This window comes from Stenotrophomonas sp. YJH_SMC_37 (assembly GCF_059370035.1).
Genome location: NZ_JCAFTG010000019.1, coordinates 42,041 through 56,562 on the forward strand (window position 1 = coordinate 42,041; position 14,522 = coordinate 56,562).

Sequence of the window (14,522 nt, forward strand, 5' to 3'; positions counted from 1 at the left end):
GCCGGGAACCAAGCTGAATGGGGATCAGCCCAGCGCTGCCGGGGGCGCGGCCTGCAGGCTGGTGCGCACCTGGAACAGTTCGGGGAAGAAGGTCAGTTCCAGCGCCTTGGCCAGGAAGCCCACGCCGGACGAACCGCCGGTGCCACGCTTGAAGCCGATCACCCGCATCACGGTGCGCATGTGTCGGAATCGCCACAGCTGGAAAGCCGTCTCCAGGTCCACCAGGTCCTCGCACAGCGCATACTCGCGCCAGTAGCGGTCGGTGTCCTGGTAGATGCGCTCGAAGACCGGCTGCAATGCGTCGTCGGCCACGTGTGGCTGGGTCCAGTCGTGGGCCTCGTAGACCGCCGGCACGGCATGGCCGAAGCGGGCCAGGTACTTCAGGAATTCCTCGTACAGGCTGGGCGCCTCCAGCACGGTGCGCAGCTGCGCCTGCCCGGCCGGGTCATGCTCGAACACCTGCAGCATCTGCGCGTTCTTGTTGCCCAGCAGGAACTCGATGTAGCGGTACTGCAGCGACTGGAAGCCCGACGACGGGCCCAGCACGTCGCGGAAGCCCATGTACTCGGACGGGGTCAGCGTTTCCAGCACCGACCATTGCTCGGTCAGCTGGCGCAGCACCTGCTTGCTGCGCGCCAGCACCTTGCGGCACTGCCAGACTTCATCGCGCTGCAGGAAGCCGATTGCGGCACGCAGCTCATGGCCCAGCAGCTTCAGCCACAGCTCCGAGGTCTGGTGCTGGATGATGAAGAGCATCTCGTCATGGTGCGGCGGGCTGGACAGCGGCTGCTGCGCGCTGAGCAGCTGGTCCAGCCGCAGGTAGCCGCCGTAGGTCAGGCGTCCCTGCAGGTCGGTGTGGATGCCGGCTTCGAGATCGCGTTGGTTGTTGTCGACGGACATGGGCGGGACCAGATCGGGGGCGGCAAGGGTAGCGCGTTGCCGCCGCGCTGGCAGCCGCCCGGTCCATACCGGGGCGTGCGGCTGGCCGTGGAGCATCGGCCGACCACCGGCCTGCGCGTGGAACCGTCCGCGCCGTTGTACCGGCAGTCAGCCAGAGGCGTATTCTGATGCTTTGCAGCAACGACTGAATACGTTGTTGTTATTGGCCCCCCACCCGCCGGCAGGGGTAAAACGGGGAATCTCCGTGTTGCGGCGCAGGAAGGCTATTCCGTACGCGTTCCTTAACATGGCGATTCATATCATTTGTAACTTCTCTGTCGAAGGTGCAGTACGCAATGACGGTTGCCGCTGAATTCAAGATCGAATACCTGCAGTATCTGGACACGGACGGCACGCTCGTCCGTGACGACCTGCCCGCGTCGCTGCGCGACCCCAAGGTCCTGGTACCGCTGTTCAAGCAGATGCTGTTCGTACGCACGTTCGACAGCAAATCCATCGCGCTGCAGCGCACCGGCAAGCTCGGCACCTATGCCGCCTGCCTGGGCCATGAAGCCGCGCACGTGGGTATCGGCGCGGCGATGCAGAAGGACGACGTGTTCGCGCCTTCGTACCGCGAGTATGGCGCGATGTTCATGCGTGGCGTGCGCCCGCACGACGTGCTGATGTACTGGGGCGGCGACGAACGCGGCAACGATTACGGCGGCAACGCGGCCAAGGACTTCCCGTTCTGCGTGCCGATTTCCACCCAGTGCCTGCATGCGGCAGGTGCCGCGCTGAAGTTCAAGCTCAACAAGGAACCGCAGATCGCCGTGGCCGTGTGCGGCGACGGTGGCAGCTCCAAGACCGACTTCTACGCGGCACTGAACTCGGCCGGCGCCTACAAGCTGCCGCTGATCCTATGCATCGTCAACAACGGCTGGGCCATCTCGGTGCCGCGTTCGGCCCAGACCGGTGCCGAAACGCTGGCGCAGAAGGGCCTGGCAGGCGGCCTGCACTGCCTGCAGGTGGACGGCAACGACCTGATCGCGGTGCTGGCGGCAATGGAACAGGCGCGCGAACGTGCGCTGGCCGGCGACGGTGGCACCGTGCTGGAACTGATGACCTACCGCCTGTCCGACCACACCACCGCCGATGACGCGCGCCGCTACCGCGACGATGCCGAAGTGAAGGATGCCTGGCAGCGCGAGCCGATGCTGCGCCTGCGCAAGTACCTGATCAACGCCGGGGTGTGGAGCGAGGAAGAAGAAGCCGCCTGGACCGCCGAGTGCGGCGCGCGCGTGGACGAGGAAGTGAACCTGTACCTCAACACGCCGGTGCAGCCGGTCGAGGCGATGTTCGACTTCCTGTATGCCGATCCGCCGCCGGACCTGCTGGCCCAGCGTGCCCAGGCGATCGCCCTGGAGAAGCGCCATGGATGAGATCAAGAACGGCGCGCCCGGCGCGCATACCAACGCCGCCGACAGCGCTGCAGTCGCGCGCGGAGATGACAGCATGACCACCACCCCGATCACCCTCATCGAAGCCATCACCCAGGCGCTGGCCTGGGAGCTGGAACACGATCCGTCGGTGCTGGTGCTTGGCGAGGACGTGGGCGTCAACGGCGGCGTGTTCCGCGCCACTGCCGGCCTGCAGCAGCGCTTCGGCTCGGACCGCATCCTCGACACCCCGCTGGACGAAACCACCATCGCCGGCCTGACCATCGGCCTGGCCGCACAAGGCATGAAGCCGGTGGCCGAAGCCCAGTTCGATGGCTTCATGTACCCGATGGTCGACCATATCGTCTGCCACGCCGCACGCCTGCGTTACCGCACGCGTGGCCGCCTGCACTGCCCGATGGTGCTGCGCGTGCCGTGGGGCGGTGGCATCCGCGCGCCGGAACACCACAGCGAAGCCAACGAGGCGATCTTCACCAACGTGCCGGGCCTGCGCGTGGTGCTGCCGTCGTCGCCGCAGCGTGCGTACGGCCTGCTGCTGGCCGCGATCCGCGAACCGGATCCGGTGATCTACATGGAGCCCAAGCGCATCTATCGCCAGTACAAGGAAGTGGTCGTCAACGACGGCGAAGCCTTGCCGCTGGACGTCTGCTTCGTGCTGCGCGACGGCACCGACGTGACCCTGGTGACCTGGGGCGCGCAGGTGAAGGAAGCACTGGAAGCGGCCGACAAGCTGGCCGGCGAAGGCATCAGTGCCGAAGTCATCGACGTGGCCACGCTGCGCCCGCTGGACTTCGCCACCATCGCCGAATCGGTGGCCAAGACCGGCCGCTGCGTGATCGTGCAGGAGGCCCCGAAGACCGCGGGCTTCGGCGCCGAGATCGCCGCGCGCCTGGCCGAGGAATCGATCTACGACCTGCTGGCCCCGGTCGAGCGCGTCACTGGCTACGACACCCACATTCCGCTGTTCCGCCTGGAAATGAAGTACCTGCCGAGCGTTGAGCGGATCGTGGCGGCGGCCAAGCGCGCGGTGGCGGCCGGCTGACATGCGGGCCCGCCTTCTGGGGGCTTACCGCAGCCAGTATCCCAACCCGCTCCGGTTCCACACCGGCCAGATCGTCGAAGTAGGTGTACGTGACGAGGAATGGCCGGCGTTTGCCTGGGTACGCACCAACGATGGGCGCGCTGGATGGGCGCCCATCGCCTGGTTGCAGCTGCTGGACGAGGGTCGCGCCGAAGCCCTGTGCGACTACGACGCCCGCGAGCTGGATGTGGAAAGCGGCGAGATGGTGAAGCTTCATCACGAACACGGCGGGTGGTGGTGGTCCGAGCGCGCCAATGGCGCGACGGGTTGGCTGCCGGCCCGCGAACTGGAACTGCTGGAAGAGAACTGCAAATGAGCCAGACCAAGAACTTCAACCTGCCCGACCTGGGCGAAGGCCTGCCGGACGCGACCATCGTCGAGTGGTTCGTCAAGGAAGGCGATGTGATCAAGCTGGACGAGCCGCTGGTGTCGATGGAGACCGCCAAGGCCGTGGTGGAAGTGCCCTCGCCGTTCTCCGGCAAGGTGCTGAAGCTGTCCGGCGCTGCCGGCGACATCATCCCGACCGGTTCGGTGCTGGCCAGCTTCGAACTGGACCCGAACCTGCCGCAGCGCGCCGATGGCCAGGACACCGGCCACAGCCATGGTCACGCCGCACCGGCGGCGGCGGCTGCCGCACCGACCCCGCCGCCGCTGCCGGCTGCGGCCGCTCCGGTTGCCGCCGAGGACGCCAAGCCCGCCGCAGCCGAGCGCGATGACGCCGGTACCGTGGTCGGCGCGATGCAGAGCTCCAATGCCGTGCACGCCGAGCAGGCGCTGGCCGTCGGTGGCGTCAAGGCCGTGCCGGCCGTGCGTGCGATGGCGCGCAAGCTGGGCGTGGACCTGAGCCGCGTGGCCGCTACCGGCACCGATGGCGCGGTGACCATGGCCGACGTCAAGCAGGCCGCCGCCAACGGCACCGCCAAACTCGGCGCCGCCCCGGCACCGGTTGCCGCCGCGTATGCCGCGCCGGCCCCGGCGCAGGTACCTGCCCCGGTGCAGAGCGAAGCCCGCACTCCGCTGTCCGCCGCCGGCAAGCCGATGCGCACCCAGCCGCCGGGCGTGGTCGCCAAGGGCCAGCCGGAACCGCTGAAGGGCGTGCGCCGCAACATGGCCCGCGTCATGGCCGACGCGCACAGCAAGGTCGTGCCGACCACGCTGAACGACGACGCCGACATCCACGCCTGGCTGCCGGGCAACGACGTCACCGCCCGCCTGGTTCGCGCCATCGTCGTTGCCGCACAGAAGGTGCCGGCCATGAACGCCTGGTTCGACGGTGAAGCGCTGACCCGCACCCTGCACGCCCAGGTGGACATCGGCATCGCCGTGGACACCGACGACGGCCTGTTCGTGCCGGCCCTGCGCAATGCCGACATGCTCGATGCACGCGGCATCCGCGAAGGCGTCAATCGCCTGCGCGAGCAGGTGGAATCGCGTTCGATCGCCGCCTCGGAACTGAGCGGCTACACCATCTCGCTGTCCAACTTCGGCATGTTCGCCGGCCGCTACGCGACCCCGGTCGTGGTGCCGCCGTGCGTGGCCATCGTCGGTGCCGGCCGTGCCCGCCACCAGATGACCCCGGTGATGGGCGGCGTGGAAGCGCACAAGGTAATCCCGCTGTCGGTCACCTTCGACCACCGCGCGGCTACGGGTGGTGAAGCCGCCCGCTTCCTGCGCGCGATGATGGACGACCTGGCGCTGGCCAGCTGATCGGCCACCTGACCGGTAGGTGCCAACCGTTGGTTGGCACATGAACTGGAAAAACGCCGGGCACAGCCCGGCGTTTTTTGTGCCTGCTCCGTCGCGCTCCATCCACGCATGGCGTGGATCTACACAATGCGGGCGATCAATCGCGCGCGACCAAGCCCTCGGCACGGCTGTAGACCCGCAGGCGGTGGCCATCAGGATCTGCCCCGACAAAGGTATGGCCGAACTCCAGCGTCACCGGCGCCTGCAGGATCTCCACACCAAGAGCGCGCCACGCATCGTGCATCTGCTGCACGGCGTCGGGGTTGGCCACCACCATTGCCAGTTCGGCGGCGCCTGCCTGCGCGAACACCGGCGGTTGCACGTCGTCGCGCTGCCACAGGCCCAGTGCGGCGCCATCGCCGAGCAGGAACAGGGCGAAGCCGGGCGACTGCTCGACCGGCGGCTTGCCGAGGATGCCGCTGTAGAAGGTGGCGCTGGCGGCGACGTCGCGCACGTGCTGCAGCAGGGTGCTGGGCTTGAACATGGGGAAGCTCCGTTGTTGGGAGCGATCATGGTGGTACGGCCCTGCTGACAGATTCTGTCAGCAGATTCGTCTGTCGGTAGAGTCGACTGTTAGTCGACTGCTCTTCCTTCAGCCTGCTTGAAACCCCGCGCTGCGCGCGATAGTCGACCGTCGGTAGAGTCGACTGTTAGTCGACTGCTCTTCCTTCAACGCGCTTGAAACCCCGCGCTGCGCGCGATAGTCGACTAACAGTCGACTCTACCCCGCCGCCCGCTCCCCGCTGTTGCTGTGGCTACGAACGGTCCAGCCAGTCCGGCGCGATGCCCTGCGCCTTCTGCCAGCGTCGCAGCAGGGTGGCGCGTGGCACGAGGTAGTGATCCTCCAGCACACGCGCCTGGCGGATGCGGTCCAGACGGAAATGGCGGAAATCCTCGCGGCGCTCGCACCACGCCGCCAGCATCGGCACCTCATCGAAGTAGCCCAGCGCGAACGGCCAGACGATGCGCTCGCTGCGCTGGCCGTGCGCGTCCTCGTAGCCGAACTTCAGGCGCTGCTGTGAACCGACAGCCTCTCGCACGGCCTGCAGACGAGCTGGGGGAACCTTGGCCGCCGCACGCGAAGGGCCCACCCGCAGGCCACTGTCACGCAAGGCCTCGCGCCGCGCTGCGGGCAACACATGCGCGATACGCGCCAGGGCATCGCGTGCGGCTTCGGCCAACGCGGGTTCGGTACGGGCCGCAACCCAGCGCAGGCCCAGCACCAGCGCATCGATCTCGGCCGGCGGCAGGGTCATCGGTGGCACGGTGTCGCTCGGCGCCAGCTGGTAGCCGACGCCGGCCTCGCCACGCAGGTCGGCGCCCTGCTCTCGCAGGGTCTCGATATCGCGGTACAGCGTGCGCAGACTGATGCCCAGCGCGTCGGCCAGCGTCTGCCCGGCCACGGGTCGCCGATGGCGGCGCAGCAGCTGCAGCAGCTGGGTCAGGCGCAGCGCACGCGACATCAGCCGACCAGCGCGCGCGATGCCACCACGTGCTCGCCCGGTTGCGGGGCCAGCACGGCCTCGACCAGTGCCTTGGCGATCTCGCTGGCCGGGTTGATCCGCCACGCCCGCGGCAGTACCGGCCCCAACGCGCCGAGTACCGTCAGTGCGAAACGCTCGCCGCGACGCACCTCGTTGCGCTCGCCACCGATCAGCCCTGGGCGGACCAGGGTCAACGAGTTGAAGCCCAGCGCGCGCAGATCGCGCTCCAATGCACCCTTCACCCGGCTGTAGAAGATCGACGACTGTGGGTTGGCGCCGGCTGCGGAGTTCAGCACAAAGGTCCGCGCCCCCTCTGCCTGTGCCAGGCGGGCGAACGCCAGCGGATAGTCGTGGTCGATGCGATGGAAGGCCTCGCGGCTGCCGGCCTGGGCGATGGTGCTGCCCAGTGCGCAGATGACCGCGTCCACGCGCGCCCATTCTGGCGAAGTGGGCAGCGCGTCGAAGGCCAGCACCGGGTTCTCGAGCTTCCCGTGAGTTACACCCAACGGACGGCGAGTGGGCGCCACCACGGCGCTGCAGCGCGGGTCGTCCAGCAGCCTGGGCAGGGTCAGCCCACCGACCAGGCCGGTCGCCCCCAGCAACATCACGCGCATCAGCACCTCCACTGCGGCATCCTGTCGCCCATCCTAGCCGTTCAAGCCGTCGGCGGCCGCGCCGATATGCTGGAACCAGTCCCTGCCAGCCCCAGGATTCGCTCCATGACGGACCAGCCCGACCACCGCCCTGCCTCCGGTACCGCCCTTGGGCCGCCGGCACGCGTGCGCGCGGTGGTGGACGATGGGCTGGGTGACCGCGTGGTGCTGCAGGGCGGCGGTGGCGTGGCCCTGCAGCAGCTGTTCGCAGGCGCCGACGCGCCGGAACCGCTGCTGGCGGCGTTCGCCGACGGCATGGCCACCCTGCCGGGCGAGCTGGGCGACATGGGCGACCGCCTGCAGTCGGCACAGGCCAGCGCCGATTGGCCGCGCTATGGGCGCGCGATGCGGCAGCTGATCGACAAGTACATCCGCACCATCGAACAGCATTCGCCGGACGGGCAGCCGGAAAGCCTGCGCTTGTCCGAGCAGCTGCGGCTGCTGCTGGGCGGTGCGGTGGTGGCCCTGCTGCAGCACGACCCGGACCTGCGCGAACAGGCGCAGGCCCTGGCCACGCGCCTCCGCCAGTGGCAGCCGGGTACCGCACTGGAGCCGATCGAACAAGGAGTGCGCGAACTCGGCCACCAGGTCGGTGTGCGTGCCGAGAGCTGGCAGGAGCAGCAGGCGCTGCTGCTGGAGCTGTTCGCGCTGCTGCTGGAGAACGTCAGCGAGCTGCTGGATGACCGCAGCTGGCTGCAGGGCCAGATCGCGGCAGTACGCCAGCTGCTGGACGGGCCGTTGGAAGCGGAAGCGGTCGAGCGCACCCGCGCCGAGTTGCGCGAAGTGATCTACAAGCAGGGCCTGCTGCGCCAGGGCATCGACGATTCGAAGGCGGCGATGCGCGGGTTGATGGGCGAGTTCATCGAGCGCATGGATGGCATGGCCACCAGCACCGGCGAATACCACGACCGCATCGGCAGCTACGCACTGCAGCTGCGCGAGGCGCGTAGCATCGCCGACCTCAACCAGTTGCTACAGGACGTGATGCGCGACACCGGCAAGGTGCAGCAGCAGGCCGCGCAGGCCCGCGATCACCTGGCCAGCGCGCGGCAGGAAGTGGAACGCGCAGAGCAGCGCATTGCCGAGCTGGAGCAGGAACTGCGTGCTGCCGGTGACCTGGCGCGTATCGATCCGCTGACCCAGGCACTGAACCGCCGCGGCCTGGACGAACTGCTCCAGCGTGAACTGGCGCGTGCCATGCGCAACAACTCGCCGCTGGGCGTGGCGGTGATCGATCTGGATGATTTCCACCTGACCAACGAGGCGCACGGTCACGCTGGTGGCGATGCTTTGCTGCAGCACCTGGTGGCCGTGTGCAAGCTGCTGCTGCGCGCCACCGACGGCATCGCACGGTTGGGCGGCGACGAGTTCGTTCTGGTACTGCCGGAAACCCAGGGCGCCGACAGCATGGCCACCGTGCAGCGCCTGCAACGTTCACTGGCGCACCGCGTGCTGACCGTGCAGGACCGGCGCGTGCCGGTGCATTTCAGCGCCGGGCTGGCGCAATGGCAGCCCGGTGACGATACCGAGACCCTGCTGCGCCGCGCCGATGACGCGCTGTATGCGGCCAAGCGGCAAGGCAAGAACCGGGTGCAGGCGGGCTGATGATCCAGCGTGCAGACGCTGTAGCGCCCGAGCCCATGCTCGGGCGGCGGCGCGCAGCGCCGTAGAGCAGCCGAGCGTGGGCTCGGTTCTACAGATCATTTCCCGCGCAGCTTCTGGAACCCGGTCACCGCCGCCAGCACGATGGCGCCGGCGATGATGCCGACCACCATGTTGGCCGCAGCACTGATCAGCCAGCCCCACTGCCCTTCACCGCCCAGCGCCTGCACCGCGTGGTGCAGCGCCGGCACGTTGTGCACCAGGATGCCGCCGCCGACCAGGAACATGGCGATGGTGCCAGCCACCGACAGGAACTTCATCAGCCACGGCGCCGAGGCCACCAGGCCGCGACCGAAGGCGGCCAAAGCCCCACCCTTGCGCGACAGGTACAGGCCGACGTCATCAAGCTTCACGATGCCCGCCACCAGCCCATAGACGAAGACCGTCATTGCCAGTGCAACCACGGCCAGCGTGACCAGCTGGTTGGTGAACGGTGCGGTGGCGACCACCCCCAGCGTCAGCACGATGATCTCGGCCGAAAGGATGAAGTCGGTGCGGATCGCGCCCTTCACCTTGTCCTTCTCCCACGCCACCATGTCCACCTGCGTATCGGCCAGCGCCTTGCGCCGTTCGGCCTGATGCTCGGCGTCGTCCTCAGCTGAGTGCAGGAAGCGGTGCGCCAGCTTCTCCACGCCTTCAAAACAGAGGAAGGCACCACCGATCATCATCAGCGGCACGATCAGCGGCACGTTCCAGCCGCGGCTGCGCAGCCAGGCCTCCAGGGCGCTGATCGCCAGTGCTGCCGGTACCAGGATCACCTTGTTGACCAGCGAGCCCTTGGCCACCGCCCACACCACCGGCAGTTCACGGTTGGCGTTGACTCCGGTCACCTGCTGCGCGTTCAGCGCCAGGTCGTCGCCCAGCACGCCGGCGGTTTTCTTCGCCGCGACCTTGGTCAGGACCGAGACATCGTCGAGGAGGGTGGCGATATCGTCGAGCAGGGCGAACAGGCTGGCACCGGCCATGGGAAGTCCAGAGAGGGAATGAGCGGATTCTGACCGATCCGGTGTGGACTGCGGAAGACGTCGGATTCACCGCGTGCCCACCGCCCCCCGGCGACACTGCGGAGTCCGGACATTGCCGGCCCGTGGCCGGCGCTACCTGTCTTCGTCGCATGGGAGTTCCGCTTGAGCAATCCGCCCACCGCCAATGGCAATCCTCCGCTGGTCAAAGGCATGAACCGGCGCAGCCAGATCCTGCGCCTGCTGATGCGCTATCGCCATTCAGGGGTGTTCTCGGGCATGAACCTGGATGCCGCAGGCAATCCAGCCGACGTTCCCGCGGACGGCAACCCGGAACAGTTCGTCAGCGATCTGGAAGCTCTGGGGCCAACCTTCGTCAAGCTGGGCCAGATGCTGTCCACGCGCCCGGACATGGTGCCGGTAGAGTTCGCCACGGCGCTGGAGCGCATGCAGGAAAAGGTAGCGCCGATTCCCGTCGAGCGCATCCACGCCATCATCGAGCAGGAGCTGGGTGTAGGGGTGAACAAGCTGTTTGCCGCGTTCGACCCCGAGCCGCTGGGCTGCGCATCGATCGCGCAGGTGCATCGGGCCGTGCTGCACGACGGACGCCAGGTGGCGGTGAAGGTGCAGAAGCCTGAAGTGGCCGCACAACTTCGCTCGGACCTGGAGGCGCTGCGCAGCTTCGCGCTGGCCGCCGACCACCTGACCCAGGTGGGCCGCCGCGTGCGTCTGCGCGACTGGCTCAACGAATTCGCCAAGACCCTGATGCAGGAGCTGGACTACCACGCCGAGGCCGAGAACCTGGCCCGTTTCGGCCGACACCTGAAGCCGTTCCGCCGCCTGTGGATACCGCAGCCGCTGTGGGACTACAGCAGCCAGCGCGTGCTGACCATGGAACTGGCCACCGGCGTGCGCGTGGATGCGATTCCCGATGTTCGCCGCACCGAACAATCGATGGACCCGCTGGCGGCGGCGTTGATCCGCGGCTACCTCGACCAGATCTTCGTACACGGTGAGATCCACGCCGACCCGCACCCCGGCAACCTGCGGGTGATGCCCGATGGACGGCTGGCGATCTTCGACCTGGGCATGGTTGCGCACATGCCGCCGCGCCTGCGCGAGCGCTTGCTGAAGATCCTGTTCGCAGCGGTCGATGGCCGTGGCGAGGAAGTGGCTGACGACCTGATCAGCATCAGCACGCGGCTGGAGGCGTTCGACGAGGAACGTTATCTGCGCGAGACCGGCCAGTTGATCGCGCGTTACGCCGCCAGCGGCACGTTCTCCGAAGGCCGCGTGGTGCTGGACATGGTGCGCATCGCCACCGCCTGCGGGCTGCGCACGCCGCCGGAACTGAGCCTGCTGGGCAAGGCACTGCTCAACCTGGAAACCGTATGCCGCTTGCTGGCACCCGAACTGGATACCCGCCGCATCGTCGAGCGCCAGCTGCAGCATGTGATGCGTGCGCGCCTGAAAAAATCACTGTCCGCAGCCAACATCGCCAGCGAGGCGATGGAGCTGCAGCAGTTGCTGCGCGATGGGCCGCGCAAGCTGTCGGACATCATGGCGCTGCTGGCCGAGAACCGTCTGCAGATGAAGGTGACGGGCCTGGAAGAATCGCGGCTGATGGAGAACCTGCAGAAGATCGCCAACCGCGTGGCGGCCGGCATCATCAGCGCGGCATTGATCATGGCCGCCGCGATGATGATGAAGATCGACACCGGCTGGCACCTGTTCGGCTATCCACTCATCGCCCTGATTCTGTTGTTCATCGGCGTAGTGCTCGGCCTTGGCATCGTAACCAGTGCATTGCTGTTCGACCGTCGTGCGCGGGCACGCGAAGAACGCGGGCATCGCTAGCGCATCGACAAAAACACCCGTATTCATGCAATTTTTAATGCAATCCAGCTACCCCTTTCACGCTCGTTTTACCTTCTGAGCGCGATTACGCGCGCGTCATTTCAACAAACATTTCAGTCAGGTTCGTGCATGCACTATCGGGTCATCGGCCTGTCACATGCATGTGCTTGCGGCAGCGCCGGTCGGATGGACACGCGTCGGTACGACGTCCATCACCACCACCCCGTCACTGCCGAAGCTGCCTATGCTCTGGATACTGCTGCTGTCGTTGTTGCTGCTGTGCTGGTTGTTCCTCGCGTCCGAGAAGTGGGTGTGGTGGAAGGCCAGTGCGTTCTCGCTGCTGCTGCTCATGCTCAGCGCATGGTGGCTGATCGACAAGCTGTCCGGTGATGGGCTCAACGCTGCCACCCTTTACCACCTCGGCGCCGACATGGAAGGCGCCGGTGTCTCCGACTTCAAGGGCTACATCGCCGGCTTCATCGTGCTGGCGCTGGTCTCGCTGCTGCCGCTGTTCGCCACGCGGGTGAAGCGCTGGCGCCGGCCCGGCCACGGTGGCGCGCTGTTCGCGGGCTTCGCGGCCGTGTGGGTGGCCACGATCATGATCAGCCCGCTGGCCCGCGACGGCCAACGCCTGTACCAGCAGCTGCGCCCGGTCGACTTCTCCCGCATCGCCCCCGAGTATCAAGTACCGACGCAGCCCTTGCAGCGCCCACGCAACATCGTCTGGATCTACGGCGAGAGCCTGGAGCGCACCTACCTGGACGAGAACGTGTTCCCAGGCCTGATGCCCAATCTCAACCGCCTGGCCACGAAGTCGCTGGACGTGCGCGGCCTTGCCTCGGCCGAAGGCAGCGGCTGGACCATCGCCGGTCTGGTGTCGTCGATGTGCGGCGTGCCGCTGACCACCTCGCAGGGCGATGAAAACAGCATGGACCGGATGGGCAGCTTCCTGCCCAAGGCAGTGTGCCTGGGCGACTACCTGAAGCAGCAGGGCTATACCAACCATTACCTGGGCGGAGCCAACGGCCAGTTCGCCGGCAAGGGCCAGTTCCTGGCCAGCCACGGTTTTGACGAAGTGCGTGACCTCGCCTGGTTCAAGCAGCAGAAAAAGATCGGTCGCATCCACTACTCGGCCTGGGGCGTGCACGACGACGTGCTGCTGGATACCGCCTACCAGCGCTTCGAACAGCTCTCGCGCGCCGGCTCGCCGTTCATGCTCACCACGCTCACCATGGACACCCACCACCCGGCGGGCCACCTGCCGGTGTCGTGCAAGGGCGAGCGCTACCAGAGCCAGTACGGCAACATCAACATGCTCAACGCGCTCAAATGCAGTGACCGGCTGATCTCGCAGCTGGTCGAACGCATCCAGGCCAGCCCGTACGGCAAGGACACGCTGATCGTGATCGCCTCCGACCACCTGGCGATGCCCAACGATCTGACCCACATCCTGACCCGGCAGAAGCGCGAGAACCTGCTGCTGTTCCTGGGCGATGGCATTACGCCGCAGCAGCTCAGCGCCGACGCCGGCACCACGCTGGATTCGGGTGCGACTCTGCTCAGCCTGCTGGACCCGAACCTGAAGACGATGGGCTTCGGCCGTTCACTGATCGACCCGCAACGCGCGCCCAGCGCCAGTGTGGCCGCGCGACGCGACCAGGGTCGCGACTACCCGCAGTATCTGGCGTTCGCCCGTTCGCTGTGGCTGGGTGAACCTACGCGTGAACTGAAGATCGACGGCGACGACCAGGTGGTGGTCGGCCTGCAGCACGTGCAGCCACCGGTGCTGCTCGAGTACGACAAGGACTGGGGTTTGAAGTCGGTCTACCTGGAGAACACCTCGCGCCAGTTCGATGACGCGGATCCGGACAACACGCTGGCCTATGTTGATCGCTGCACCGCGTTCGAGGACGGCTCGGCCGACGGTGACTGGTGCGCGCTGCTGGTCAACCGCGACAACGGCATCAAGCTGTACCGCGACAACGACCTGCGTGCCGGCATCGCCGTGGATGCGCCGCTGGATGCGTTCCAGGGACCGCGACCGAGCGTGCGCCAGGCGCACATGATCACCCAGAAGGGCCGCCGTACCCGTGCCGGCCAGTACATGCTGCAGCTGGTGGCGAGCACGCGCCCGGATCGCGGTTTCTGGATCGAAGCGGTGTCCTCGCAGCGCAAGGTGGTGCTGGCCCAGCAGTGGGTGCAGCCCGATGCGGACGGCAAGATCAACGTGTCTTTCGGGCTGGACCACGAAGTGGACGATCTGGAGATCCGCGCGTGGTTGAACCATGCCGAGAAGCTGGCAGTGGATACGTTCGCACTGGTGCCGTCGCGCAGCCGACCGCGAGGGTAGGGTTCTTTGCAGGGCTGCGCCCTGCACCCGCTACAAACCGGGGCAACGGCAACAGCAACAGCGTGCATTCCGTGGGATGGCGGGGCGGTGTCGGAGTGCGGGGACGCCGTAAATCCGTCCCTGGAGGCTTGGCAGCCGCATCCATGCGGCTGACACCCCGCACTCCGACACCGCCCCACTTCTGACAGATTCCTGCGGCTGTCGGTAGGTGTCGACCTTGGTCGACACAATCTGTCAGATATCGAAAATCAAAATGGGGTCAGATCCGTTTTCCTACGGAAAACGGATCTGACCCCAATAGTATTTCCAACAGATCGCGGAAAACTGTCGAAGGCGGGGTGGGTCCGGTTGCGGGGGCGTGAGCCGCATGGATGCGGCGACCGAGCTTACA

Annotated in this window: 11 protein-coding genes and 1 pseudogene; 7 read left to right on the top strand and 5 right to left on the bottom strand. The window is 67.0% G+C overall.

Translation table 11 applies throughout. The features are described 5' to 3' along the window. Positions 1–24 precede the first annotated feature (24 nt). Entirely contained in the window at positions 25–900 is an 876-nt protein-coding gene (locus AC5P8J_RS19090) for a tryptophan 2,3-dioxygenase (RefSeq protein ID WP_005419892.1), read from the bottom strand. A gap of 335 nt (positions 901–1,235) precedes the next feature. Here AC5P8J_RS19090 and pdhA point away from each other — a divergent pair, with 335 nt between their 5' ends. From pdhA to AC5P8J_RS19110, 4 genes are read left to right on the top strand one after another with little or no spacing between them, the layout of a single operon-like run. After that, positions 1,236–2,318, top strand: a complete 1,083-nt coding sequence (gene pdhA / locus AC5P8J_RS19095; RefSeq protein ID WP_099485913.1) for a pyruvate dehydrogenase (acetyl-transferring) E1 component subunit alpha — start codon at positions 1,236–1,238, stop codon at positions 2,316–2,318. Continuing rightward, a complete protein-coding gene (locus tag AC5P8J_RS19100; protein WP_005419896.1) occupies positions 2,311–3,378 on the top strand; it encodes an alpha-ketoacid dehydrogenase subunit beta in 1,068 nt (355 codons plus the stop codon). Before pdhA ends, AC5P8J_RS19100 begins: the two co-directional genes overlap by 8 nt. 1 nt (position 3,379) lies before the next feature. Next, positions 3,380–3,733, top strand: coding sequence for an SH3 domain-containing protein (locus AC5P8J_RS19105; protein WP_005411349.1), 354 nt, complete (start codon positions 3,380–3,382; stop codon positions 3,731–3,733). Beyond that, entirely contained in the window at positions 3,730–5,124 is a 1,395-nt protein-coding gene (locus AC5P8J_RS19110) for a dihydrolipoamide acetyltransferase family protein (protein ID WP_495217047.1), read from the top strand. The genes AC5P8J_RS19105 and AC5P8J_RS19110 overlap by 4 nt, the downstream gene beginning before the upstream one ends. Before the next feature lie 136 nt (positions 5,125–5,260). On the opposite strand, the gene AC5P8J_RS19115 is transcribed toward AC5P8J_RS19110, so the two are convergent. The 3 genes from AC5P8J_RS19115 to AC5P8J_RS19125 all read right to left on the bottom strand — a co-directional run bounded on the left by AC5P8J_RS19115 (position 5,261) and on the right by AC5P8J_RS19125 (position 7,261). After that, complete coding sequence (locus tag AC5P8J_RS19115) at positions 5,261–5,647, bottom strand: VOC family protein (protein WP_227853780.1); 387 nt, start codon at positions 5,645–5,647, stop codon at positions 5,261–5,263. 271 nt (positions 5,648–5,918) lie between these two features. Next, positions 5,919–6,626: a helix-turn-helix transcriptional regulator gene (locus tag AC5P8J_RS19120; protein WP_227853779.1), complete on the bottom strand. Its 708-nt coding sequence runs from the start codon at positions 6,624–6,626 to the stop codon at positions 5,919–5,921. Beyond that, positions 6,626–7,261 carry a Rossmann-fold NAD(P)-binding domain-containing protein gene (locus tag AC5P8J_RS19125; RefSeq protein WP_227853778.1) on the bottom strand — a complete coding sequence of 212 codons (636 nt, stop codon included), beginning with the start codon at positions 7,259–7,261 and terminating at the stop codon, positions 6,626–6,628. The genes AC5P8J_RS19120 and AC5P8J_RS19125 overlap by 1 nt, the downstream gene beginning before the upstream one ends. Before the next feature lie 105 nt (positions 7,262–7,366). On the opposite strand from AC5P8J_RS19125, the gene AC5P8J_RS19130 reads away from it, so the two are divergent. Further along, on the top strand, positions 7,367–8,905 hold the full coding sequence (locus AC5P8J_RS19130; protein WP_494540278.1) for a GGDEF domain-containing protein: 1,539 nt from the start codon (positions 7,367–7,369) through the stop codon (positions 8,903–8,905). 95 nt (positions 8,906–9,000) lie between these two features. On the opposite strand, the gene AC5P8J_RS19135 is transcribed toward AC5P8J_RS19130, so the two are convergent. Beyond that, positions 9,001–9,927, bottom strand: coding sequence for a DUF808 domain-containing protein (locus AC5P8J_RS19135; protein WP_021202649.1), 927 nt, complete (start codon positions 9,925–9,927; stop codon positions 9,001–9,003). A gap of 207 nt (positions 9,928–10,134) precedes the next feature. Here AC5P8J_RS19135 and AC5P8J_RS19140 point away from each other — a divergent pair. Beyond that, a pseudogene (locus AC5P8J_RS19140) lies at positions 10,135–11,781 on the top strand (ABC1 kinase family protein); the annotation flags it as partial. Positions 11,782–12,025: 244 nt separating this feature from the next. Then, on the top strand, positions 12,026–14,131 hold the full coding sequence (locus tag AC5P8J_RS19145; RefSeq protein ID WP_494540277.1) for a phosphoglycerol transferase I: 2,106 nt from the start codon (positions 12,026–12,028) through the stop codon (positions 14,129–14,131). Positions 14,132–14,522 lie beyond the last annotated feature (391 nt).

Excerpts from the sequence above, each read along its gene's own strand:
- AC5P8J_RS19090 (WP_005419892.1), bottom strand. The coding sequence starts at position 900 with ATGTCCGTCGACAACAACCAACGCGATCTCGAAGCCGGCATCCACACC.
- pdhA (WP_099485913.1), top strand. The coding sequence starts at position 1,236 with ATGACGGTTGCCGCTGAATTCAAGATCGAATACCTGCAGTATCTGGAC.
- AC5P8J_RS19100 (WP_005419896.1), top strand. The coding sequence starts at position 2,311 with ATGGATGAGATCAAGAACGGCGCGCCCGGCGCGCATACCAACGCCGCC.
- AC5P8J_RS19105 (WP_005411349.1), top strand. The coding sequence starts at position 3,380 with ATGCGGGCCCGCCTTCTGGGGGCTTACCGCAGCCAGTATCCCAACCCG.
- AC5P8J_RS19110 (WP_495217047.1), top strand. The coding sequence starts at position 3,730 with ATGAGCCAGACCAAGAACTTCAACCTGCCCGACCTGGGCGAAGGCCTG.
- AC5P8J_RS19115 (WP_227853780.1), bottom strand. The coding sequence starts at position 5,647 with ATGTTCAAGCCCAGCACCCTGCTGCAGCACGTGCGCGACGTCGCCGCC.
- AC5P8J_RS19120 (WP_227853779.1), bottom strand. The coding sequence starts at position 6,626 with ATGTCGCGTGCGCTGCGCCTGACCCAGCTGCTGCAGCTGCTGCGCCGC.
- AC5P8J_RS19125 (WP_227853778.1), bottom strand. The coding sequence starts at position 7,261 with ATGCGCGTGATGTTGCTGGGGGCGACCGGCCTGGTCGGTGGGCTGACC.
- AC5P8J_RS19130 (WP_494540278.1), top strand. The coding sequence starts at position 7,367 with ATGACGGACCAGCCCGACCACCGCCCTGCCTCCGGTACCGCCCTTGGG.
- AC5P8J_RS19135 (WP_021202649.1), bottom strand. The coding sequence starts at position 9,927 with ATGGCCGGTGCCAGCCTGTTCGCCCTGCTCGACGATATCGCCACCCTC.
- AC5P8J_RS19145 (WP_494540277.1), top strand. The coding sequence starts at position 12,026 with ATGCTCTGGATACTGCTGCTGTCGTTGTTGCTGCTGTGCTGGTTGTTC.